Origin of the sequence: Paenibacillus sp. LjRoot56 (assembly GCF_964253335.1) — a bacterium.
Lineage (GTDB): Bacteria > Bacillota > Bacilli > Paenibacillales > NBRC-103111 > Paenibacillus_E > Paenibacillus_E allorhizoplanae.
Genome location: NZ_CAXURV020000003.1, coordinates 971,281 through 994,184, shown reverse-complemented (window position 1 = coordinate 994,184; position 22,904 = coordinate 971,281). Strand labels below are relative to the sequence as shown.

The following is a 22,904-nucleotide window of genomic DNA, read 5'->3' as shown; positions in this document are numbered from 1 at the left end:
AGATGGTGTACCGACCCACTAGTTAACCATCCAGAAAGGAGCTTTGCCATGCGTATTACGAAAAAGAGTTGTGCTCTGATAAGTGCTTTTGTGATTCTTCTTGGCTCGTTTTCCGCAGTGATCCCCACTAGTCAAACCGTACAGGCGGCAGTCAATCAAAAGCTGCTAAGTGGGAACGCTGTTGGAAGTGAATTGTTTCCGGCAGATACGCCAGCAATTGCAACAGGTGCGTCTTATACTTGGCTGTCCGAAGGGACCCATGCGACAGATCCAGGTCTCCTTGCATCGGATGAATCAGCATCACCGGATATGTCGGATGGTGGTAACGGCCCAGATGAGAATACCAGCAATTCGACGGGGAGTGTTGTAGGAGCGGCGGTTTATGGAACGATCATCTATGATTTGAAATCCGTATTTAAAGTATCTTCAGTTACCGTATGGGCGGACACGAACAATCAAAGTTATATGGATCAGTTAGAGGTATACGCCAGCTATGACGGTTTAACTTACAATCGGGTCGGGATTCAGGAGAACACGAATGCGCCAGATTCGGGTTTTGCTCCTGTTTCACTTGCCATTAAGCCTATTGTCAATGCGCAATATTTGAAAGTTATTATGCATAAAGATCCGAACAAGCAAGTCATGAGGCTAGGTGAAGTGGCGGTTCTTGGAGATGCACTTGAGCCTATGGCGATACTCAGCAATAACTATTTGAGAGCTTCCGGTACCTACAATACGTCCAAGCCGAAAATTGCAACAGGTGCTTCTTACACGTGGTTAACCGAGAATCCATTCATCACAGATGGCGATTTAATCAAGTTTGATAACGATGGATCCAAGAATGACACGGTAGGGGGACAGCCGGATTTAATCGACGGATCTAGCACGGAATCCGATGCAGCCTCAACGACCAACTCGATCTGGGGCTCCAAAGGGAAATTCGGTGCGGTTGTATTTAACTTAAACGATGTGTATCAAATTGGGAAAATTGACGTATGGACCTTGGCATCGGGGGGGAATAAGTTCATGGACGGGTATGAAGTTCTCGTCAGTACAGATGGTGTGAATTACACATCCCTCAGTTACACGACGAATACAAGCAGCCGTACGGCTAATGTGTTCGTGAATACACCAAGCTACGGCGTTCCTGGTCAGTTTGCCAAATATGTCAAAATCATTATGCATAACGCGAATAATTCGGAAATCCTGACGGTGGGAGAAATCGCAATTTGGGGCTGGAAGCTTTATGATGCGTCACTTCCTAAGCAGGCAACACCGGATCAAGTAGAGTTCACGGCTAAGCTCAAAAATTACAGCACGATGTATCTCGATTGGTCCAGTTACAACAGTGTGGTTAATAATGTGAACAAATATGGTGTCTACGTGGAGACCTCTCCCTTTACTAGTACATTGGGATTAAAGCCTACGTTTACAGCTGAGGCAAAGTCCGTTGAACAATTAGGTAAATATTTACCCTATTTCGCCTTGAAGCCCGAGACCACTTATTATGTAGCAGTGACCCCCTTCCAAGCGACTGGTGTTGAAAGGCGCGATGTGCAAACGTTGAAAGTAACAACACCATCTGTACTTGGAGGTGAAAGTGTCGGAGATATATTCGCCATCAATGATGCTCCCTATGGGGGTGGAAACTATATGCACCATGGTGAGACTGAAGATCTCTTTTTGATGACGAAATTGCGTTTGCTAAGAGATCTTGGAGGTATCAACAAGAACAGATGGTGGGATCACAGTAATGCCATGAAAACCTTGTATGGTAAAAGTGGATTGAATTTCCACTACTTCTATCATGGACCGAGTTATGTTGAGGGGGATAATAATGGAGGAGTCTATACATTCTCGACCTATAATGAACCTGATCTTGCCAATCGAAATCCAGCATCTGTAGCAGGTCAACTCAAGATAAACCATGATAGCTTGAAAGCCATCAGCAGCAAGAGCCTGCTTGTAGAGCCTGCACTTGCGGGTCTCGATCGTTTAGATCCCGCCAAAGGTTTAAATTGGCTGGACGATTTCTATAATTCCGATGGGCAGAATGGTGCTTTAGTGAAGACCTATTTCGATGTCATGGATGTCCATCCTTATGTCAAATATGAATATCCAGCTGTACCTGGACTTGATCAGGGTACTCCGGAGAAGCTTCTCGACACGCTGCAGCAATTGAAAGATACGATGACGAGCCATGGTGATGGAGACAAACCGATTGTTATTACGGAGTTAGGGTGGAGCACTTACACAGGCGGAAGCTACTTGAAAAAAGTAGATCGTGCGACCCAACGTAATTATTTGGCTAGAGCCTATATGCATGCCATTGCAAACGGAATTCGTACCATGCACTGGTATGATTTTGCCGATGATGGCACGGAGATGAATAACTTGGAGCATAACTTAGGGTTAATCGACTGGAATGGTAAGCCTAAGGAGAGTTATTACGGTTACTATACGCTGATTAGAGTGTTAAAAGATGCAAACTATTTAGGTGTGGTACCGGGCATTGCCAATCCTTACTATGGCTATCAATTCTGGGATGAGAATAAGAATAGATACATCACGTCTTTATGGGATGCCAGTTGGCAAACAACAAGTACCAATTCACGAACAGCGGTTATTGAGACGACTGAACCAGGAGTAACGATTGTTGGCATTGATGGAAGCTATAAATATGTCGCTGCAGTTTCGGGAGTTGTAAGCGTACCTCTTACAGGAGCACCTTTGTTTATCTATTCTCTGGCGAACGTAACTGTGAATTCCATTAATTAATGTATAATTATTCCTCCTGAAGGTCGTGTTAATGATACAATAAAAAACAAGTGCACGACCGAATGGAGGCCTGCCATGAGAAACAGTATTTCTGCGAAGGCCATGATGATTTATGGCATCGTATTCCTCTTTATTATCAGCCTAACGTTCTGGCTGTCCTATACGGGGACAGTGGGTAGGCTGCAAAAGGATTTGAAAGATACGAATCTTGCACTATTGAAACAAGTAGACTCCAAGATCGAGGGTGCCTTCCGCCAGACGGAAAAGGATTTGCTCTCCATGGCTGAGGGGTTGGAGTTTATTTATTTTATGAATAATAGCTATAGTGATGATGCACAAAGATACAGTATCCATTACACGCTGACGACAAGGCTGAGGGATTTTATCGCGAATAATCCGAATTACTCCTCTGTATTTGCTTATTCTCATGTTAGCGGAGATTTAATGACCGAGGCAACTTTTTTAAAACAAGCCTCGACAGAGTTTAATTGGTTAGCCCAATATTTGGATATGCCCGAATATTTCAAGTGGTTGTCGACGCAGAAAGTATGGGATGGTCAAAAAACAAAGGATGTAATTACTTTGGTCCGCAGTTTTCCAGCCCTCAGTAGCCCCGGCTTTAGGAAGGGTCTCATGGCCATTAGTATTCAAGAGGATGAATTGTTCCAAATGATTAAGACGATCTATGAGGATGGTCATCCCGGTCATTTCTTCATTCTGGATGCAGAAGGGAACGTCGTTACGCATGACGATAAAACTCAGCTTTACCGCAATATGAAGTCGTTACCCTATATAACTACGATACTAACAGATTCGGATAGCGGTTCGTTTAACGTTAAATTGGATGGCGTGCAGCAGTCTGTTTTTTATCGGACAAGTGAATATACGGGATGGAAAGTTGTCAGCATTATGCCGGAATCGACGGTATTTGAACCCCTTAAAGTTACACGCAATCTGTTGCTCATTTTTGCCGTTATCATGTTCAGCCTCGCGTTGTCTGCCTTATTCTATGTGAATCGCTGGACCTTTAAGCCGTTAGACCGATTAGCAGGCAAGATGTCTGGTATGAAGAAGGGGAGAGGACAGGGAGCTGAGAGCATTGGACTCAGCAGCTTAGAGCATATTTTCGATGAAATCCTAACAGACCGTGAGCACTTGGAACAGCATGTGAGGGATTCGAAGCCAATGCTCAAATGGAAGATCATGATGGAGCTATTGAATGGCAGTCGTTCTGATTTCCATGCAGTGTATCATCATTTGGAGTTTCAGGGGATACGCATGTATCCGGAGCGCTTCCTTGTGTGTACAGCAGAAATTAGCAAAGATGGCGAACAACTGTCACCGCGTGACGAAGCTTTGTACACCTATATGTTCTGTAATGTTACGGAAGAGTTGATTCGATCAGAGCATGCAGGAGCAGCTATAGACTTAGGAGGCGGCAGGGCGGCTGTCTTGCTAAGCTTTGCTGAAGGTGACCCAGAGCAAAATCATTTGCGGACATTGGTCATTCTTGAATTGATTCTTGATATTATGAAAAAACAATTTGGTTTGTCAGTGACGGTTGGTGTAGGCACATGCCGTATGGATATGCAGGAGATACCACGTTCGTTCGATGAATCACAGAAGGCACTACTCTATAAAATGATTTTCGGAAAGCACTCAGTGATATCTATAGACGATTTACAGCCGCCAGACCGACAAGATTATTACAAGCTCAGCCGAATGTCCGATCCAGTCATGGAAGCTTTAAAGCAGACCGATCGGGGTAAGATGCTTGCTTACTTATCAGATACCTTCCGTGCAGCTGTCGAAAGTAATCTTCCACCGGAGCTGATTAGGCAGCTGTGCTACGATCTCATGATGAAATCACTGCAAACTGTAAGTGCAATTGGCATTGAACCGGAAGTATCGATGGGGCCATTAAGCAGCATTTATGAGCGTATCGCAAAGTGTGAAAACTGGAAGGAAGCGGAACAGCTGGTTGGCGATATTCTCGAGGGTTTGGCCTCTCAAATAGAGGAAAAGCGCAGCCAACGCGGGAAGAATGAGACGATTGAGCGAATGCTGGATTATATTCGTACGCATTATCAAGAGCATGATCTATCTTTGGAACGACTGGCCAGCATGTTTCATCTGACTCCTCCATATATCAGTAGATTGTTTAAGGATCACACGGAGAGCAATTTTATCGATTATATGATTGAAATTCGCATCAAGGCTGCCATGGAGTTGTTGAAAGACAAGTCGATTAAAGTGAATGATGTATCGGATGCAGTAGGTTATGCGAATACGAGGAGCTTTCTGCGAACGTTTAAAAAATACACGGGTTTAACACCAACCGAGTATCGAGAACACATGTTGAAGCGAGAAACGTCGCAAATTGTTTAATGAAGTGGCCACGATGATATCATCGCGGCTTCTTTGTTTTCATAGGAAATCATGATACTGTTGAAGAGGTATAAACTACTATTTTTTATATGCTGAGGAGAAACATGTATGCTTCTTTCAAAAGGTCAAAAGATAGATGTAACTAAGGGAAAAGGGTTATCAAACCTAAAATTGCAATTTGGATGGTCGGCAGATTCAAAATTGAGCATAGATTCTTCGTGCTTTGTATTATCGGCAAATAATCGGTGCGAAAAAGATGAAGACTTTATCTTTTACGGGAATCCAGTTGCGCTAAATGGAGGAGTGATGCATGGTCAAGTTAGTGGACCAGATAAAGAGGTCATCTCCTTATGTCTGTCGAAGATCCCAGAAAGTACAGCAAGGATTGCTTTTTCGTTAACCATTCATGAAGGTGAAAAGTTCGGATACAGCATGCAAGATGTTTCTAATAGGTATGTAAGACTCATGGATGCCGATCGTGACGAGGAACTATTTCGTTATGAATATGGATCAGACTTGTCGAAAGAAACAGCAATAGTCGTTGGGGAATTATATAGGCACAATGGGGAATGGAAGTTTAATGCGATTGGCAGTGGTTTTTTTGGCGGATTAGCGGCGTTATGTACGAACTTTGGCTTAGAGATCGAGGACGAGGTAGTGAAAGAAACGGTTGATATAGAAAAGAAACCAGCCCTCTCAACTATCGATCTACGCAAGAAGCTTGTTCAAATCACGCTAGAGAAGAAAAAGATGAACAATGTTGCAGCTAGAGTTGGCTTAGTGCTCGACATCTCAGGATCCATGCAACTCTTGTATAAGAATGGGACAGTTCAAGAGGTTGTTGAACGGATACTGGCGGTAGCATGTAAATTTGATGATAATGCGACGCTAGACATTTGGGTGTATGACAACGAATTTAGTCGATTGTCTGCTGCAACAGAGCAAGATTTTGATCAATATGTGTTAAAAAATATTTTGAATAACAGAGATATCCATAAGTTTGGCCGTAATAACGAACCTCCTGTTATGAATGATGTTATTCGTAAATATACAGTTGAAAAGGATTCACCGCTTCCAGCGTTTGTTATCTTTATTAACGATGGCGGAGTTGTAAAATCAATTAAAAAAGTAATCGTGGAATCCTCACTCAAACCACTTTTTTGGCAATTCGTCGGAATAGGAGATTCTGATTTCGAAGTCTTGAAGAAGCTGGATACGATGGAAGGTCGAATCGTAGACAATGCCAATTTTATTCACATTAAGGATATTGCTAAGATATCCGATGAAGATTTATATAATCAGCTGCTGAACGAATTTCCATTATGGCTTAAAGAAGCGAAGGATAAAAGGGTTATTCGGAGTTGATGAACGGGCCCCTAACCATTCAATCTCAAGGGCTACCTCAACAAGGGTAGTCTTTTTGCACTTCAGTACATGCATAAATAAAGGAATCATCGTAATGCTAATACATTATTAATGATTTTCTATATAGATACTAAACAATTATAGGTTATGATAGGTTTTAGTTCAGTAACCGTAGAGTAGACAGGAGTTGACCATCCTTTTGATACACCTATTATCCAGGCTCGCTAGGCAATGGCGGCATAATTTTAACTTGTTCCGCAAAGCCCCGGGCGTACAGTCGGTGGGTCTGAAGCTGTTGGTCTGGGCAGTTGGCGGCACAGCGATCCTCTTTATTGGATTCAGTTTTTTTTCTTACTCACATTCGCAGCAGATTGTCATAGACAAGGTGACTTCAGCTACCAAGCAAACGGTTGTGCAATCTAGAGACACGTTAAATATTGTTTTTCGAAATTACGAGGATTTAACCTTTAGTATTTTGACTGATGAGGAAATGTTGAATCAACTGGGCATTTATGGGAGTGCGACAACAAGTCAGAATGAGAAATTCATGGCTAGGAATAAAATTGTTGAGAGCTTCGCTATTCGATTCTTTAGCAAAAGTGATATCACGAATATTCATGTGATCCCAGTAGATCCGAAGCTGAAAGAAATTACAACGGATACGCTCCATGCGGAATTAATCGAGTATAGTAAAGAAGAGTGGTTTCAGAGGGCGGTTATTGCCAATGGTGAAATCGGATGGCTCCCTACGAAAAGATATGGCTACTCGGATTTAGGACAACCCTCTTTTGCCATCAATCGGCTCATTAAATTGAGATCAGGTATGAAATATGTGCTTCTCATTGAGATCAGCTCGGAGGTATTAAAGCGTTCCATAGGTGATATATCAAGTGGAGAAATGGTTGTTCTGAATCCGGCCAATCAATTGTTGACCAGGACGAATTCAGAAATCGAAGGAGACTTCTATCGTATTCCTAACTTGTTCCGAGCAAATCCAATTCATGCTGGACATCCTTCCGAAAGTAAGACGGTCAAGGTGAATGGGGAGATGCAACTGGTTGTTGCGGAGAAGTTAGCGGCCAGTGACTGGACTGTACAGGCTGTGATCCCAGGCTCGGAATTGTTTAAAGATGCGAACACGATTGGCAATAGTATGTTGATAAGTATGATCGGAATTGCAATCATTACCTACTTATTTAACTACTACTTACAACGGCGACGGAATGCGAAGAAAATCCGATATATGGCTTACCACGATCACTTGACGGATTTAGCAAACCGGAAGCTGTTTATGGAGGTTATTGAAAAGGAAATTCAATCCGCGCGGCAATATAAGATGGAATTTACCGTTCTTTTTCTGGATTTGGACAGGTTCAAAATTATTAATGATACATTTGGCCATGAAGCGGGCGATAGACTGCTCATTGAAACAGCGCGCAGACTAGAAGATATCTTGGATAAATCATGTACCATTGCTCGTTTTGGCGGGGACGAGTTTCTGGTGCTGATACCGAACTCAGGGGATCCAGATGCAATATTGACAATCATTCAAGAGATTACCTTTCAGATTCAGAAGCCGGTATATTATGAAGAGAAAGAGCTTCATGTCTCTGTTAGTATAGGTGTTAGTATGTATCCGCAGGATGGAAATGATATCCAAAGCCTAACTAAGCACGCGGATACTGCCATGTACAGTGCGAAGGAAAGCGGCAGAAATAATCATAAGTTTTATAACACCACGATGGAAAAAAATACATATGAAAAGCTGTCATTAGAAAGAGATTTGCGCCATGCGATAGAGCGGGATGAGTTATTTCTCTATTATCAGCCTCAAATCGAACTAGACTCAGGGTGTATCATCGGGGTTGAAACGCTAGCCAGATGGGATCATCCGAAGCATGGTTTCATTCCACCGTCGGAGTTTATTCCTATTGCTGAGTACTCACGGCTCATCGTGCCCATCGGCAAATGGATTTTATACACAGCGTGTAAGCAAAACAAAGCTTGGCAGGACGCAGGGCTCCCTAAGGTGCATGTAGCTGTCAATTTATCGATTCACCAATTCCAGAATTCAGAGATTATCCAAACCGTTGCACAGATCCTGGAGGAAACAGGCTTGGAGCCGCAATATTTGGAATTGGAAATTACGGAATCCATTGCGATGCAAGATGTGGAGCAGGTTATTTTAACCTTGCAAGGCTTGTATGCCTTAGGGGTGAAAATTTCCATTGATGATTTCGGCACAGGTTATTCTTCCTTAAATTATTTGAAAAATTTCCCGATTCAACGGTTGAAAATTGATAAATCGTTTCTAGATGACATTGTACGCAATGAGAAAGAACGTGCTATCGTCGGAGCGATCATCATCATGGCACACAGTTTGAATTTACGAGTGACAGCCGAGGGCGTAGAGTCTATGGAACAAGTAGCTTTATTACAAGCCTGCAATTGCGATGAGATTCAGGGTTACATTTACAGTCGTCCCATTCCGACAGGCGAATGTGCAGAATTGCTGGCAGAGAGAAGGGTGTTTGACACAATTGGGAAACAACTACAGAATGGCTAACCATTTGAGCGCGAGGGGGAAACCATGATGAGGATTAAACAACGCGATAGGAAGAATTGGTTATTCGTTATGAATTGGATTGTGCTTGTGACCTTCGTAATGGGGTGTTCCGGTCAGGAGCATCCCTTGCCAACTTCATCGCTATCTAACGACACGAAAGTAACGCTGCGCATGATCGAGAGCTTGACGAATCAGAGTCGAACGGTCATTTTAAAAGGTTTACTTACCCAATTCGAAAGCCAAAACCCCAATATCCATGTGGAATTAATATCACCCCCGTTTACGCAGGCGGATATTACCATTAAGACGATGCTGAATGTGAAGCAAGAGCTCGACGTTATGGAAGTCAGAGATATTAATGTCGCTGATCTGGCGAGTCAAGGCTATATTGATCCATTAAACACGTACATGTCTTCTTGGGATGAACTAAATACGCTGTCTAATGCAGCCAAATCGATCTCAGTTGTGGGACGTAAGAATTACTTTATCGCGAACGGCTTGTATCAACGTCAAATGTTTTACAGAAAGGATTGGCTGGAGGCTGCAGGCCTTAAACCGCCTTCTTCGTGGGAAGAGATGTATGAAACGAGTAAAAAACTAACAGACCCTGCGAAGAATAAGTATGGCTTTTCCTTTCGTGGCGCTAAAGGGTCGATTACGATCTCGGATACGTTGATCAGGGCTTATAATGGTGATCGCGTAAATCTCGATGATGGTCAATTTCTGAGTGACGGATCGACGATTTACACTTCACCTGAAGCGGTGAAAGCGATGGAATTATATATGAACCTGTATAAGGATGCTTCGCCACCCGATTCGATTTACTGGGGATTCCAAGAACAGGTGGAGGCGTTCACCTCAGGTGTAACAGGTATATTGCTGCAGGATCCAGATGTTATTCAAACGATACAGGATAAAATGCAGCCAGGAACGTGGGCAACAGCACCTCTCCCAACAGGCCCCAAAGGGAATGCGCTTGTAAGTGTTGGCGGAGCCGGCTGGGGGATTGCATCGTATTCCAAGCATAAAGCGGAAGCATGGAAGCTGATTGCTTTTCTTTCCGGAGCTAAGCAAAATACGGAATTATCCAAAAAATACGGCCTGATACCGATTCACACCTCCGCGGTTTCTGATGCATTTTTCCAAACAGGACCCTATAGAACCTTGCTCGATATGACGCTCAAGCCAGATACTTTCCTTCTCTTCAAACCACCTTTCCAATATCCAGGCAACAGCAGCTGGGACAAGGTAGCGATGGAATCGGGGCAGGCGATGCTATCAGGGAATGCCACAATTGCGGAAACGTTAAGTAAGTGGGATGCTTTCTGGAAGGAACAGAAACGAACAACGGGGATTGAATTGAACAAGAATTGAAACGTGATAGAATAGAAAATAGCTGATATGTTTTTGAAAAGGAGAGCCTCAAGTGATTCCAGATATAGGGAACCTAGTTACTGTGACTCAAACCTTAGATCAAGCCGGCGTTCGTTACTCGTTAGGTGGCAGCGGCTTAATGCTGAGCCTTGGTTTAACGAACACGGTGGGTGACTGGGATGTTATGGTTGAAGCCCCAAAAGAGCAGGTCAAGAATGCGTTGCAGCACGAGCACATCGAAGAAATAACGAGTGGGGACTACCCATTTGGCACGGACTATAAGCTAGTCGTACAGAGTGATGCACCTCAGGTAGAGATTATCGGAGGACTCTCGATTTATACGGATGAAGGTCAATGCAGACTGCCCTCCATCCCGAGTACTACTTGGAACGGTATTCAAGTTGGCAGCCCTGAGGTCTGGTATGTGGCCTATGCCCTTATGAATAGGAGTGCGAAAGCGGCGATATTGCTGTCCTATTTGAAAGAAGTCGGTGCTAATAAAGACATTCTTATCAGACTGATGAATGAACCGCTTCCTGATGCGATCATGGGGGAAATCAGATTTCTGATTGAAACGTAAAAGGATGAAACAATGGCAAATCAAATCACAATTCAGGCGTTAAAATATGGTAATCGTCAACATTACGAATGGAACACAACCTTATTAGAAAAGACGGATTCACATATTGTTGTTCTAGGTGAGTACGGAAGACAGCTGCATCATTACACGAAGCAAAGTGTATTTACGATTGATAATTGGTCTATTGAATTTTTCTCATTTGATTCTTGGTTTACAGTTAGTGCTGAAGTTGTTGACGGCAGGTTAGAACAGTTCTATTGTAATATCAATCAGCCGGCAGTGATGAAGGGGAACTCCGTTTCTTTTGTTGATTTGGATTTAGATTATGTGAGAAGAAATGGTGTTTGGCAGGTTGTTGATGAAGATGAATTTGCTGCCCATGCGATTCAATTCGGTTATCCCGTTGATCTGATTGGGCAAGCCGAGCAAGCGTTAGTGAGTTTAAAGGAAAAGGTTGCAAAAAAGGAATTTCCGTTTGATGGTTATCTCGAAAAGTTCATGAATTGTATTCCTAGGTCATGCAGGTAATGATTACGAAACTATGGGGAGGTTTCATTTATCATGATTACGGTACAAATGATACTAGATCGCCTTATTGAACCCGTTGGACAACTAGAGAAGACAGTAGATACGCTGAAAAGTGGACGGTTGGATACGGAAGTTCAAAAAGTGGCTGTTGTATTTATGACGACGTATGCGGCAATTAAGCAAGCTGTCGAAGCAGGTGTCGATCTCATCATCACGCACGAACCGACGTATTACAACCATATGGATGAAGGCGAGTGGCTTAGCGGGAATCCAGTGTATGAAAAGAAGCGTGCGCTGATCGAGGAATCGGGTATTGCGATTTTTCGTTTGCACGATTACGTACATAGCTATAAACCAGACGGCATTCTGGTAGGCATGTTGAAGCAGCTAGAATGGGAATCTTATGCAAGTCCTGAGAATATGAGGCTGCTTACGTTGCCTCTTGATGAAGTGCATACCGTACGCACCCTTGTTGCTCATCTGAAAAGTAAACTGGGCATAGAAAATATGCTTGTAGCCGGGAATCCGGATCTGCCCGTGAAGCGTATGGGCCTAATGCCAGGAGCTTCCGGTGGCCGTTCTCATATCAAATTCCTCGGAAGTCAGGATATCGATGTACTAATTGTTGGCGAGACGAGTGAATGGGAAACGAACGAATATGTGAGGGATGCCGCGGATATGGGAATGGCGAAGGCGCTGATCGTAACGGGACACCAGAAGAGTGAAGAAGCAGGCATGCAGACAGTTGTGGAGATGTTACGCGAGGCGTTTCCTGAGGTGCAGGTGGCATTCATGGAGTGCCCGCTTGCGGTACAGCGGATTTGAGAATGATGAAAAAGAAGCCTGTCGCTTTGCGCGGCGGCTTCTTTTTGCTTTGTGAGGCCCGCTCGCCATCCACCATCCACCATCCACCATCTCTCCCTCGAGCCCGCCATCGACCACACTTCCACCCCGTCACGAGCTCTGCATCGGCCACACTTCCACCCCACCACGAGCTCTGCATCGATCACACTTCCACCCCGCCACGAGCCCTCCTCGAAGCCCTCCCTTTTGCGCAGGTTTAGTATATAAATGGAAAAAATACAGTTAATTTTGCCGATTTTCCTGAGATTGAGTGAATAGATGGAAAATGTACAGTTAATATAAGCACAATTAGTGGTATATGAGCTTTTGGCTGAAATTAACTGTATGAAATCCAGCTATTGCTTGTAAATGAGCAGAATCAGCAAAATTAGCTACATAATATCCAGTTAATTTAATTCGGTCGACATAGCGTGGGGCGAGACAGATTATGGTAGAAGTAGAAGTAGAAGTGGAAGTGGAAGTGGAAGTAGAAGTAGAAGTAGAAGTAGAAGTAGAAGTAGAAGAGTAGTTTCAAGCAGCAGTAGCAGTAACTATAGATTTCATGCTTGAATTAATGGCATAATTAGGAAAGTTAGTATTCCTAGCAAGAATGAATGCATTTGAGGAAGGAGATCGGGATTATGCAGCGTTTTAAGTATTTCTACAAGCAATTTCTGAAAGAGCCACTATGGTTTAAAATACTTGTCCTAACTGCATTGGTTATTGCAGTTGTGTTTAGTAGTTCTGGGTTTTCGACGAATGTCCAAAGTGTAGCCAAACTCGCTGCGGCGATCTTTTTTTGTACTTATGCGATAAAATTCCGAAAGCAAGTTAGGATCTCTGGTGCATTTTATGTGCTAGCAGGGTTATGTTTGTATGTGGCGTGGGATCGGTTATAAGCGTTGTCTTACTAATCCAAGGTGTGTACTAAGCATAGCATGGTCCCTTGGAGGTTAATTGAGGTGCCCACTCTCGCTTGCACAAAGCAAAGAAGCTAAGCGCAGTAAGCCGCTTAGCTTCTTTGTATGCCAGCACGTTACTTCTTCTTCCTACGCTTGCTAGCCAATGTATTAGAAGCCTTCCCATTCCCGCCGACGGCATCCTGCTGCTTCGTACCCGGACTTTCGATAGCGGAGTTGGTCCCACTCGTGCTGTACTTGCCAGCGCCGCTTGCCACCTGGGTAGCCGAAGCATTCGCTGCATGTTTGGGGAGCTTCACGATTTGATCGTTAATGACGACGATGATTTCTTTACCTTTACGGCGGATCTTGGCTAATTGTTTACTGCCAACACCAGATAACTTGCCTTTAGCGCCTTTCCCTATTCGGTTCTTCGCTTTGCCTCCTGCTCCAACACTTTGCTGTTGCTGACTGTGCGGTGATTTAATAGCGGCGTTACTGCCAGCAGCACTGCTGCGGCCTGCACCACTTGCGAGTTGCGTCGTGTTCGGGGCATTCGTAAATTGATGGTTAATAACGAATACCAGTCTATCGATGCCATGAATTGGCGATTGCGTAATGATACGTTTTTTCCCTTTTTCAATAATGATCGTGAGACGGTCTGATTTCATAATCACACAGAACCTCCCCATAGGTCTTTTCTCTTATGTATATGTCTGTAGGACAAATTGGTAAGGGATAGTTGCTGAGTGGGTGAAAAAGAGGTGCGAGCTACACGTCTATGTCATCAGGTAAGAGCCGAGGTCTTTACGCCGATATACACTAAGCATGAGACCGATGGATATAAATTGAAGAATAGCAAGTAATCCACTATAGCTAATGAATGGAAGTTGAAAGGTACTATATGGCGCTAGACCGATTGACATGAGCATGCTCCACGTATATTGCGTTGTAAACACAGCTAATAGGGCAGTTACGATGGCTTTTCCATAGGGCTCTTTCACTTTCCGGGAAACGTTAACGGTCTGCTGGACGAACAGAGCTACCATCATGACTAGAGCAATTCCAGCCCACCAGCCGAAACAGTAGATGAGGAAAGGGAACATCATCTCGGATTGAAGCGCAGGCAGTTTACTAAGCGGAGCACCAAAGCCATATCCCCACCAACCAGCAGATTGAATAGCTAATTTGGATTGAGTCAGCACATAATTCATACCTAGCGGATCTTGATTTGGATGTAAATAGGCGTAAAGACGATCGGCCTGATAGCTTAATTTGAGTACGAACAAGCCAAATGCAGCAGCAAGTAGGCTACAATGCGCAGCGAGAAGGGCACGCTTTTTTCGCAAAACCAGCAGCAAGCTCAAACATCCAATAAAGAACAGTACGAAATTATTAATTGAATGTGTAAATAAAAGGAGTGTACTTGGAAGCCAGACAGTTCCTACGTTGATCCAACTCTTTCGAATGAACGCACGTAGAGAGGATTCGTTCGCAATAGTTCTCTGTGGTTTACTCCAAATTCCAGCTAAAGCAATGAGCAGCAAGTAGGGGGAGAGCGCAGGGATATTCAGTTGAATAAGCCCAAACCTAACATAACCTCTAATGCCATTCATCATATCTCCAGAAAGTAGGACATAACTAAGTAACATAATTGTGCCGATATAGAGGACCCATGAGTATCCGGCTAATTTACGATAGTTACTAAAGCTGATCAACAGCATCAAGCATGAGCCTACGCTAAAAAACATAACTTGCATCTTGCCAAGTGAATTGAGATATGGACGATAGTTGGCGGCTTGAGCAGAGAATATAGCTACCAAACCGATGCCCATAAGAGCTACGACGACAGCAAGAAGCCCCCAGTTAAAACGAGGCCGATGGGCAAGATGAAACTGATGCCCGATCACATCAGGCGTCCCCATTTGAGAAATAGATTCCTTAACGGCAGCATCCAAATCGAACCCACTACTTAGTTTTTCCTCAATTAATTCCTGCAAATGACTTTCAAGCTCCAGACGAACTTCTGAATGGACTTCTTTTGCTTTAATTTCGCGACAAACCTGTTTCAAGAACGTAGTGATCTCCTCATGATGACGAAAGCTACTCATACGCCGCCCTCCCCAAGAACACGATCCACCGTATTGCGAAAAAGCGACCATTCTTGTTTCTTCACTTTGAGTTCGCCTTTGCCTGCCTTCGTTAGGCGATAATTTTTACGTTTCCGTCCCTCTTTCTCATCCCAATAAGCTTCAACATAGCCTTCAGATTCAAGCGTATGCAAAATGGGATAGAGCGTACCCTCCTTTAACGTGAATACGCCATCGGAATGCTTCTCCATTTCTTTGGTCATCTCATAGCCATACATGTCCTTCCGATCCAAAAGGGTAAGAATCAGAATGACGGTGCTTCCTTTCATGAGCTCTTTATTGATTTTCATGGTTGGCTCCTTTTTGACTATAGGATTACGATGCATCGAATATCTATGTATAATATAAAACAAAAGGAAGGTAATGGCAATATATTGCTGTCATTTAGAGAAATTAGATGATAACACAACGCTAACCCAAAAGCCTGAATCCATTTTCAAGTGGATGCAGGCTTTTATATCTTCAACGAACGTCCCACCAAAGATAAATTTAGTACATGAATCGGATAAAATCGGATATGTACAATATATTTTCAGCCCTTTATAATTGAGACTGAGAATTATTATCAATTATAAAATAGGGAGTCAGCATTAGCATTCTAAATAGATGGCTTGTTCATCACCAGTGTGTGCTCTGCTGTACAAGGAGGAAGAAACCGAATGAAATCTTTAAAAATGATGATCGTGCTGTTGCTAGCACTAGCCATTACGGCTTGTGGCAGTGGGACAACAGGCGGAAATGCAAGCAGTACAACGGCATCACCAGAAGCGGCTAAAGCAACTGCTGCAGCTGTGGTAGAGAAAACAATCAAGCACGCGATGGGGACCGTTACTTTGAAGAAAAAACCAGAACGGATCGTCGTTCTGTTCAATGGTATGACGGATATTGTTACACATTTAGGCGTCAAGCCTGTCGGTTCGGTTGAATCATGGGAAGAGAAGCCATGGTACAACTATTTGAGAGCCAATATGGAAGGCGTTAAGAATCTGGGTGAAGAAACGCAGCCGAACGTTGAGGCGATCGTAGCATTGAAACCAGACTTGATCATTGGGACCAAAGCTCGCCACGAGAAAATTTATCCGCAATTGGAAAGCATCGCGCCAACGATCATCACAGAAGAGATTTTCGATTGGAAAGCAAATTTGAAATATGCTTCGGATGCTCTTTATAAGGAGCAAGAAGGTGCGAAGATTGTAGCGGATTGGGATAAAGGGGTAGCGGAGTTTAAACAAAAAGCCGGGGATAAACTGGCAAAATCCGAAGTTTCGATTATCCGCTTTGAAAGAGACGGCAGTGCGCGTTTTTATGCAACTGGATTTGCTGGAACGATCTTTAAGGAACTGGGCTTACCGCGTCCGAAAGCACAGATTGTAGAAGGTAAGGCTGTAGTAAACATCACAACGAAGGAGCAAATGTCCCAGTTGGATGGCGAGTACATCTTTGATATTACGCGTCTGAACGCGGAGGAACCTGCAGTAGAGAAATCGCAGAACGATTGGACGTCTCATCCACTTTGGAAAAATCTCAAGGGTGTGAAGAACGGTAAATACTTTAAAGTAGACACGATTACATGGAACTTAGCGGGAGGCTCGATGGCAGCGAAAGCGATGCTAGCGGATCTCTACAAATATTTTGATATTAAATAGTTGAAACACTTAGGGATGAACGCTATGTTCATTCCTTTGTTGAAATATAAGGATTTGGGAGATTGTCATCATGAACCTTATGAATACGAGCTTATGGAAAATCGCCGGACTGTTCGCGCTGGTACTTATCCTGCTTGGGAGTTTTGCTTCCAGCATTCTGTTCGGTGCGACGCAGTTTGACTGGCATACGGCGTGGGCTTCCATCTTTCATTACGACGAGAATATCAATGATCAAATCATTCTTCGTACAACGCGTGTGCCGAGGGCCTGTATTGCCGCTGCCATTGGCGCAAGCCTAGCAATCGCAGGTACATTGATGCAGACTCTAACACGTAATCCACTGGCTTCGCCGAGTGTACTCGGGGTCAATGCGGGAGCAACATTGTTCGTTGTTCTTGCAGCAGTTGCGTTATCAATTTCATCGATGCAAGCCTTGATGTGGATCTCTTTTATCGGAGCGGCAGTCGGTGCCTTATCCGTGTATATCTTGGGCTCTTTTGGCCGAGATGGCTTAACGCCACTCAAAATTGTGCTCGCAGGAGCAGCCATGACCGCTCTATTCTCTTCCTTTACACAAGGCATCTTGGTGCTGAACCAACAGGGGTTAAGCACGGTGTTGTTCTGGCTAACGGGTACAATTGCGGGACGATCTCCGGATATGTTAATGACAGTCATCCCTTTCATGGCCATATGCTGGGTAGCTGCCTGGTTCATCGCGCGTGATATGAATTTACTTCTCATGGGTGAGGATACGGCCAAAGGATTGGGTCAAAAGACGATCTGGGTCAAATCAGTCGCAGGCCTTCTGATTGTCGTGCTTGCGGGCTGCTCTGTGTCGGTCGCGGGTCCCATCGGATTCATTGGCATTGTTATTCCGCATATCTCTCGGTTTTTCATCGGTGGCGATCATCGTTGGGTGATTCCTTATTGTGCCGTACTGGGGGCGATTCTGCTCATACTGGCGGATTTGGCTGCAAGATTTATTATGATTCCTGAGGAAATGCCTGTAGGCGTTATGACGGCCATTATTGGTGCCCCATTCTTTATTTATATTGCACGAAGGGGGCTTATCAAATCATGAAGGGTCATGTTCCGGTTCGATTGCGGCAAGGTAGGATTTCTTTTTTAGTCGAAAAGAAAGCGTTAAAGATCTCCCTCTTGTTATTCGTGGTTTGTATCGTGATTGCGATAGTAAGCACGGGGATGGGGGAAATGTACATATCTCCGATCGATGTGGTCCAAAGTGTCATAGGCATTGGCGCTGATGATCACGCGATGGTCGTCCAAAAGCTCCGCCTACCGCGAATTGTTATTTCCATGTTAGTTGGTTCTGCACTGGCTGCGGCGGGTGCGATCATGCAGGGGATCATTCGGAATCCATTGGCATCGCCAGATATGATGGGCGTAACCGGTGGAGCTTCGGTAGCGGCGGTCACTTTCCTTACGTATTTCAATGGCATGATCAGCATTCGGTGGCTGCCGGTGTCGGCTATGCTGGGCGCTGCGGTTGTTTCCGTCATTTTGTATATGCTTGCTTGGAAAAAAGGGGTCACACCCATTCGCCTTATTCTGGTCGGCATCGGGATGTCTTCGCTCATGTCGGCTGCGACGACGATGATGATCGTGTTTAGTCCGAGAAACGATCCCGGCACAGCCTACTTATGGCTGACAGGATCGGTTTATGCGTCGAATTGGGAAAATGTGATGACCGTACTGCCATGGACGGTTATCTTGATTCCACTAGCTTTTCTATTAGCTCGTCATGTCAATGTTGGACAGCTCGGGGATGATGTGGCAGCAAGCGCGGGAAGCGCGGTGGAAATCAACCGCTTAGTATTGCTGCTCATCAGTGTGGCGCTTGCGGGGGCAGCAGTTTCCGTAGCTGGCACGATCGGATTCATTGGCTTAATCGCACCGCATATGGCACGCAAATGGGTAGGCTCGAGCTTTGACAGCCTTTTACCCGTCTCAGCTCTACTCGGAGGCGCTATTGTGATGTTGGCTGATCTAGCGGGAAGAACGTTCTTTCTACCGCTCGATGTGCCAGTCGGTGTATTTACGGCAGCCGTAGGGGCACCATTTTTCATCTATTTGCTGTACACCAAGCGAAATTCAAGATAGGAGTGAAGAGCGTGCCAACCTTGGAAACCAGAAATCTTAATTTGACCTATGGCAACGAAAATATCATCGAGGGTCTGAATCTGTCTATTCCCAAAGGAAAGATTACGGTATTGATCGGTTCTAATGGCTGTGGGAAATCAACACTCCTGCGTGCGATGGCTCGCTTATTGAAGCCAGCTCATGGCGAAATCATTCTGGATGGCAAGCATATCGCGGAAATTCCAACGAAAGAAATCGCGAAGCGCTTATCGATCTTACCGCAAGGCCCGATTGCTCCGGAAGGGTTAACGGTATTTCAGTTAGTGAAACAAGGTCGGTATCCGTACCAGAACTGGCTAAAATCGTGGTCAGATGAAGATGAGCAATGTGTGAAGGAAGCTTTAGCGGTGACCAAAATGACCGAATTAGCGGAAACCGCGGTAGACTCCTTGTCCGGCGGACAGCGTCAGCGGGCGTGGATCGCAATGACTCTCGCGCAAGGGACCCAAACCATCTTGTTGGATGAACCGACAACGTATTTGGATATGGCTCACCAAGTGGATATTTTGGATCTGTTGTTTGAACTGAATGAACGTGAACAGCGTACGATTGTCATGGTTCTCCATGATCTCAATCTCGCTTGTCGATATGCGCATCATCTCGTTGCGATCAAAGATAAATCCGTCTTTGCCCAAGGGAAGCCAGAGGATGTCATTCATTCGGAGCTTGTCCGGCATGTTTTTGGAATGGAATGTGAAATTATCGGGGATCCGTTCTTCGGTACACCGATGTGTATTCCGAAAGGAAAAGGCCGGAAATCCGACAAGCTCATACCTAAGAAAATAGAGGAGGAAGTGAAGCATGAGCTTATCCGAAGTTAAACCAATGGGAACGGTAGCTGCGTTAATTAAAGAAAGAAGAACGATTCGTGACTTCAAACAAGATCCCGTTTCGGACGAATTGCTGCTGGCGTTACTGAATGTAGCCGTATGGGCACCGAATCATGGGAATAGACAGCCTTGGCGTTTCATTTTGTATAAAGGAGATGGACGCAAGGCATTGGCAGATGCGATGCTCCAATCCTATGATGACCCAGATATGAGAGAAAAACACGGGATACCCAAATGGAACGATTTCATGGCGATTCCCGCGCATCTCGTTGTGATTATGAAAGAAGACACACGCCAAAAGCAATGGGATGAAGACTACGGCGCGGTCTGCGCCCTCATCCAAAATTTCCAACTGGCTGCCTGGGAGCAAGGGCTCGGCGTCGTGTGGAAAACGAACAACTATAATTATGAAGCTGAGTTCCAACAATCAGTGGGCTTGCAGGCTGATGAGAAAATTGTTGGCGTTCTACATGTCGGATATCCAGCATCCATTCCCAAAGTACAACCGCGAAAGTCAGCCGAGGAAATGCTGACGATTATTGATTCTAAATAGCACCATTTAGCTCACGAATCGTTAAAGTTGATTCGCGGGCTTTTTTTTAGTTCCAGACTACTTCGGGTACACTTGATTATTTTCAAATAAATTCCGAACTTGATCGGCCATAAATTGTGTGGATTGCGGCATGTGATGACGTATCCACCACTCCACAATGCCAATAAAAGCAGAGGCCATGAATTGGGCTTTGATCTCATTGTCAATAATAGGCGTGTTGTCCGGCCTTTCCATTTTAACCATCAGATTGACTGTGATAAATTTCAGCAATTGGTCCCTGAATAGAAAGGCTCTCTGATTGGAAAACATAGCTGAGAAAAATGGGAAATGGTCACGAAAGTAATCAAAAACCGGTTTAGGCTCTTGTACCATTCCTTGGCTAACCGTATCGTGCTCCCGTTTCTTACATAACGAGATCAATTCGTTGATGTGCTCTTCAATGCATTTGTCCAAAAGATCGTATTTGTCACTGTAATGCAGATAAACGGTGCCGCGGTTCACATTGGCACGATCTGCAATCTCGTTAATGGTGATGTGTTCAAAATCTTTCTCCGAAAAAAGCTCGAGAAACGACTTCGTTATGGATTGCTTGGTTCGGAGTATACGGCGGTCGGTCTTAACAACGGATTCCATTTCTTTATTTGCCTCCTTCAGTTAATCAACATTTCTACGGGTGTTGTTGGATATGACACATTTACGTATCAATTAACCATTGAGTAATACGTGCTTCTGTCTATAATAATAATCAACGGCCGTTAAATATTCAACACGCGTTCAATATTGCAAGTGGGGGAGCATATAACAATGGAAAACATTCAAAATAAAGTAGTTATTATTACGGGAGCCTCCAGCGGAATAGGTGAAGCTACAGCGAAATTGTTGGCCCAAAGTGGCGCGAAGGTGGTATTGGCTGCAAGAAGAGAGGAACGCCTGCATACGATTGTAAATGAAATTAAACAGGGGGGCGGCGAAGCCGTATCTGTAAAAGCAGACGTCGTTTCTGTTGAAGATATGCAAAATTTGGCCAAGTTTGCTTTAAATGCGTATGGCCGAATTGATGTACTGGTGAACAATGCAGGAGTCATGCCAAGTTCCAGGATGAATGAATTACGAGTAGTCGAGTGGGATCACATGATCGACGTGAACATCAAAGGCGTTTTATACGGTATCGCCGCGGTATTGCCTATCATGCGGGAGCAGCAGTCTGGTCATATTATCAACCTATCTTCTACTTCCGGGTATCAAGTGTCCCCGACATCAGCCGTATACGCGGCCACCAAGTTTGCCGTTAGAGCCATTTCGGAGGGACTTCGTCTGGAAGAGTCAGCGACTTCAGGTATTAGATCGACCTTGATTGCGCCAGGTTTGACGAAGACTGAGCTTTTTGATAGCATTACCAGCCCGGAAGTGCAAGCAATCGCCAATCAAATAAGCGGCTTTGGGATTTCTCCCAACAGTATAGCAAGAGCGATTGCGTTTGCCATTAATGAACCCGATGACACGCTCATCAGCGAAATTATGGTTAGACCGACCGCGTTGTCTTAAATGCTAGTTAGTAATTGTAATATAATTGAAATCTTATCTTCATCTGGCATTAATATAAGTAGCCTATAATAAACCTCGACCCCCTTTTTAAATATATAAACTTAGACCCTCAGCCCGTTGCTGTGGGTCACTTTTTTTTAAGTCAAATAGTAGGGCCCACGTCCGCCAACACCGAACGCTAAACGCCGCACCCCGCAAACCGTCACCACTCCTGCCATCCCCGCCGCCCAACACACATCGACTCTCCCCCAATATGAGTAGTGAGTAATAATGACAGTATGGTGGAGTTATGAGAGTAATTAGTCAGTAGTGAGGATACAGAGGAGAATGTGGGAAAAGTGGAGTAATGTGAAGTGGGAGGAGTATGTGGAGTAATGTAGCAAGGTAGCAAAGACTGCTAATGATTGTCCGATAGAGTAAGGTTGTTGATTACTAAGAACTCTCCAGTTCAGGTTCTTTCCCCTGTCAAAAATGCAAAAAAGCACTTTTCGAATGGGTTCCCCCTCCGTTATTGGAAATAGATGCAAATAGGCATCAATTTAGAGTGATTTCAGGAGATTATCATGAAATACGTTAAAAAGGTTGCCTATTTGCACGTATTTACCAATCCCAATCATGAACTCATAAAAAGGTTGTATTATTGCATTTCTGAGCGAGAGACCCAACCCTCAAACACTTCAACTTAGAAATAACTGTAGT

Annotated in this window: 20 protein-coding genes and 1 pseudogene; 16 read left to right on the top strand and 5 right to left on the bottom strand. The window is 44.3% G+C overall.

Translation table 11 applies throughout. The annotated features are described in order from the left end of the window. Positions 1–48: 48 nt before the first annotated feature. The 9 genes and pseudogenes from ACSQ8O_RS23495 (at position 49) to ACSQ8O_RS23455 (ending at position 12,404) form a co-directional block, all read left to right on the top strand. A complete protein-coding gene (locus tag ACSQ8O_RS23495) occupies positions 49–2,778 on the top strand; it encodes a hypothetical protein (protein ID WP_436243582.1) in 2,730 nt (909 codons plus the stop codon). Between the two features lie 75 nt (positions 2,779–2,853). After that, on the top strand, positions 2,854–5,166 hold the full coding sequence (locus ACSQ8O_RS23490) for a helix-turn-helix domain-containing protein (RefSeq protein ID WP_436243581.1): 2,313 nt from the start codon (positions 2,854–2,856) through the stop codon (positions 5,164–5,166). 108 nt (positions 5,167–5,274) lie between these two features. Next, positions 5,275–5,787 (top strand): annotated as a pseudogene (locus ACSQ8O_RS23485) (TerD family protein); the annotation flags it as partial. A gap of 129 nt (positions 5,788–5,916) precedes the next feature. Next, positions 5,917–6,531, top strand: a complete 615-nt coding sequence (locus ACSQ8O_RS23480; protein ID WP_436243940.1) for a vWA domain-containing protein — start codon at positions 5,917–5,919, stop codon at positions 6,529–6,531. 199 nt (positions 6,532–6,730) lie between these two features. Continuing rightward, positions 6,731–9,097, top strand: coding sequence for a bifunctional diguanylate cyclase/phosphodiesterase (locus ACSQ8O_RS23475; RefSeq protein ID WP_436243580.1), 2,367 nt, complete (start codon positions 6,731–6,733; stop codon positions 9,095–9,097). Positions 9,098–9,121: 24 nt separating this feature from the next. After that, the gene (locus ACSQ8O_RS23470; RefSeq protein ID WP_436243579.1) at positions 9,122–10,471 is read left to right on the top strand and encodes an ABC transporter substrate-binding protein; all 1,350 of its coding nucleotides are present in this window, start codon (positions 9,122–9,124) and stop codon (positions 10,469–10,471) included. 52 nt (positions 10,472–10,523) lie between these two features. Then, a complete protein-coding gene (locus ACSQ8O_RS23465; protein ID WP_436243578.1) occupies positions 10,524–11,051 on the top strand; it encodes a hypothetical protein in 528 nt (175 codons plus the stop codon). 12 nt (positions 11,052–11,063) lie between these two features. Next, positions 11,064–11,579 (top strand): DUF402 domain-containing protein, encoded by a 516-nt coding sequence (locus ACSQ8O_RS23460; RefSeq protein ID WP_436243577.1) that lies wholly within the window; start codon positions 11,064–11,066, stop codon positions 11,577–11,579. A 33-nt stretch (positions 11,580–11,612) separates the two neighbouring features. Beyond that, a complete protein-coding gene (locus ACSQ8O_RS23455) occupies positions 11,613–12,404 on the top strand; it encodes a Nif3-like dinuclear metal center hexameric protein (RefSeq protein ID WP_436243576.1) in 792 nt (263 codons plus the stop codon). Here ACSQ8O_RS23455 and ACSQ8O_RS23450 read toward each other — a convergent pair. Next, positions 12,370–12,582: a hypothetical protein gene (locus tag ACSQ8O_RS23450; protein WP_436243575.1), complete on the bottom strand. Its 213-nt coding sequence runs from the start codon at positions 12,580–12,582 to the stop codon at positions 12,370–12,372. The two genes, ACSQ8O_RS23455 and ACSQ8O_RS23450, sit on opposite strands and share 35 nt — an antisense overlap. A 481-nt stretch (positions 12,583–13,063) precedes the next feature. Between ACSQ8O_RS23450 and ACSQ8O_RS23445 the strand changes: the two genes are divergently transcribed. After that, positions 13,064–13,321, top strand: a complete 258-nt coding sequence (locus ACSQ8O_RS23445; protein WP_436243574.1) for a hypothetical protein — start codon at positions 13,064–13,066, stop codon at positions 13,319–13,321. 137 nt (positions 13,322–13,458) lie between these two features. On the opposite strand, the gene ACSQ8O_RS23440 is transcribed toward ACSQ8O_RS23445, so the two are convergent. The 3 genes from ACSQ8O_RS23440 to ACSQ8O_RS23430 all read right to left on the bottom strand — a co-directional run bounded on the left by ACSQ8O_RS23440 (position 13,459) and on the right by ACSQ8O_RS23430 (position 15,761). Then, positions 13,459–13,992, bottom strand: coding sequence for a hypothetical protein (locus ACSQ8O_RS23440; protein WP_436243939.1), 534 nt, complete (start codon positions 13,990–13,992; stop codon positions 13,459–13,461). A 108-nt stretch (positions 13,993–14,100) separates the two neighbouring features. Continuing rightward, entirely contained in the window at positions 14,101–15,432 is a 1,332-nt protein-coding gene (locus ACSQ8O_RS23435) for an FtsW/RodA/SpoVE family cell cycle protein (RefSeq protein ID WP_436243573.1), read from the bottom strand. Continuing rightward, complete coding sequence (locus ACSQ8O_RS23430) at positions 15,429–15,761, bottom strand: PadR family transcriptional regulator (protein ID WP_436243572.1); 333 nt, start codon at positions 15,759–15,761, stop codon at positions 15,429–15,431. Before ACSQ8O_RS23430 ends, ACSQ8O_RS23435 begins: the two co-directional genes overlap by 4 nt. A 369-nt stretch (positions 15,762–16,130) precedes the next feature. Here ACSQ8O_RS23430 and ACSQ8O_RS23425 point away from each other — a divergent pair, with 369 nt between their 5' ends. From ACSQ8O_RS23425 to ACSQ8O_RS23405, 5 genes are all read left to right on the top strand, one after another. After that, positions 16,131–17,117, top strand: coding sequence for an ABC transporter substrate-binding protein (locus tag ACSQ8O_RS23425; protein ID WP_436243571.1), 987 nt, complete (start codon positions 16,131–16,133; stop codon positions 17,115–17,117). A 70-nt stretch (positions 17,118–17,187) separates the two neighbouring features. Beyond that, entirely contained in the window at positions 17,188–18,198 is a 1,011-nt protein-coding gene (locus ACSQ8O_RS23420; protein ID WP_436243570.1) for a FecCD family ABC transporter permease, read from the top strand. Then, the gene (locus ACSQ8O_RS23415; RefSeq protein WP_436243569.1) at positions 18,195–19,238 is read left to right on the top strand and encodes a FecCD family ABC transporter permease; all 1,044 of its coding nucleotides are present in this window, start codon (positions 18,195–18,197) and stop codon (positions 19,236–19,238) included. Before ACSQ8O_RS23420 ends, ACSQ8O_RS23415 begins: the two co-directional genes overlap by 4 nt. A gap of 11 nt (positions 19,239–19,249) precedes the next feature. Next, complete coding sequence (locus tag ACSQ8O_RS23410; RefSeq protein WP_436243568.1) at positions 19,250–20,098, top strand: ABC transporter ATP-binding protein; 849 nt, start codon at positions 19,250–19,252, stop codon at positions 20,096–20,098. After that, positions 20,079–20,660, top strand: coding sequence for a nitroreductase family protein (locus ACSQ8O_RS23405; RefSeq protein ID WP_056623282.1), 582 nt, complete (start codon positions 20,079–20,081; stop codon positions 20,658–20,660). The genes ACSQ8O_RS23410 and ACSQ8O_RS23405 overlap by 20 nt, the downstream gene beginning before the upstream one ends. A gap of 57 nt (positions 20,661–20,717) precedes the next feature. Here the strand turns inward: ACSQ8O_RS23405 and ACSQ8O_RS23400 are convergent, their stop codons facing one another. Beyond that, on the bottom strand, positions 20,718–21,293 hold the full coding sequence (locus ACSQ8O_RS23400; protein ID WP_436243567.1) for a TetR/AcrR family transcriptional regulator: 576 nt from the start codon (positions 21,291–21,293) through the stop codon (positions 20,718–20,720). Positions 21,294–21,464: 171 nt separating this feature from the next. Here ACSQ8O_RS23400 and ACSQ8O_RS23395 point away from each other — a divergent pair, with 171 nt between their 5' ends. Continuing rightward, a complete protein-coding gene (locus tag ACSQ8O_RS23395) occupies positions 21,465–22,205 on the top strand; it encodes an SDR family oxidoreductase (protein WP_436243566.1) in 741 nt (246 codons plus the stop codon). The last annotated feature ends 699 nt before the right edge of the window (positions 22,206–22,904 follow it).

What these genes read in the sequence shown, in the direction of transcription:
- ACSQ8O_RS23440 (WP_436243939.1), bottom strand. Translation starts at nt 13,992, where the DNA reads ATGAAATCAGACCGTCTCACGATCATTATTGAAAAAGGGAAAAAACGT.
- ACSQ8O_RS23415 (WP_436243569.1), top strand. Translation starts at nt 18,195, where the DNA reads ATGAAGGGTCATGTTCCGGTTCGATTGCGGCAAGGTAGGATTTCTTTT.
- ACSQ8O_RS23450 (WP_436243575.1), bottom strand. Translation starts at nt 12,582, where the DNA reads ATGCAGAGCTCGTGGTGGGGTGGAAGTGTGGCCGATGCAGAGCTCGTG.
- ACSQ8O_RS23495 (WP_436243582.1), top strand. Translation starts at nt 49, where the DNA reads ATGCGTATTACGAAAAAGAGTTGTGCTCTGATAAGTGCTTTTGTGATT.
- ACSQ8O_RS23490 (WP_436243581.1), top strand. Translation starts at nt 2,854, where the DNA reads ATGAGAAACAGTATTTCTGCGAAGGCCATGATGATTTATGGCATCGTA.
- ACSQ8O_RS23430 (WP_436243572.1), bottom strand. Translation starts at nt 15,761, where the DNA reads ATGAAAATCAATAAAGAGCTCATGAAAGGAAGCACCGTCATTCTGATT.
- ACSQ8O_RS23420 (WP_436243570.1), top strand. Translation starts at nt 17,188, where the DNA reads ATGAACCTTATGAATACGAGCTTATGGAAAATCGCCGGACTGTTCGCG.
- ACSQ8O_RS23400 (WP_436243567.1), bottom strand. Translation starts at nt 21,293, where the DNA reads ATGGAATCCGTTGTTAAGACCGACCGCCGTATACTCCGAACCAAGCAA.
- ACSQ8O_RS23395 (WP_436243566.1), top strand. Translation starts at nt 21,465, where the DNA reads ATGGAAAACATTCAAAATAAAGTAGTTATTATTACGGGAGCCTCCAGC.
- ACSQ8O_RS23405 (WP_056623282.1), top strand. Translation starts at nt 20,079, where the DNA reads ATGAGCTTATCCGAAGTTAAACCAATGGGAACGGTAGCTGCGTTAATT.
- ACSQ8O_RS23460 (WP_436243577.1), top strand. Translation starts at nt 11,064, where the DNA reads ATGGCAAATCAAATCACAATTCAGGCGTTAAAATATGGTAATCGTCAA.
- ACSQ8O_RS23470 (WP_436243579.1), top strand. Translation starts at nt 9,122, where the DNA reads ATGATGAGGATTAAACAACGCGATAGGAAGAATTGGTTATTCGTTATG.
- ACSQ8O_RS23425 (WP_436243571.1), top strand. Translation starts at nt 16,131, where the DNA reads ATGAAATCTTTAAAAATGATGATCGTGCTGTTGCTAGCACTAGCCATT.
- ACSQ8O_RS23455 (WP_436243576.1), top strand. Translation starts at nt 11,613, where the DNA reads ATGATTACGGTACAAATGATACTAGATCGCCTTATTGAACCCGTTGGA.
- ACSQ8O_RS23435 (WP_436243573.1), bottom strand. Translation starts at nt 15,432, where the DNA reads ATGAGTAGCTTTCGTCATCATGAGGAGATCACTACGTTCTTGAAACAG.
- ACSQ8O_RS23480 (WP_436243940.1), top strand. Translation starts at nt 5,917, where the DNA reads ATGAACAATGTTGCAGCTAGAGTTGGCTTAGTGCTCGACATCTCAGGA.
- ACSQ8O_RS23445 (WP_436243574.1), top strand. Translation starts at nt 13,064, where the DNA reads ATGCAGCGTTTTAAGTATTTCTACAAGCAATTTCTGAAAGAGCCACTA.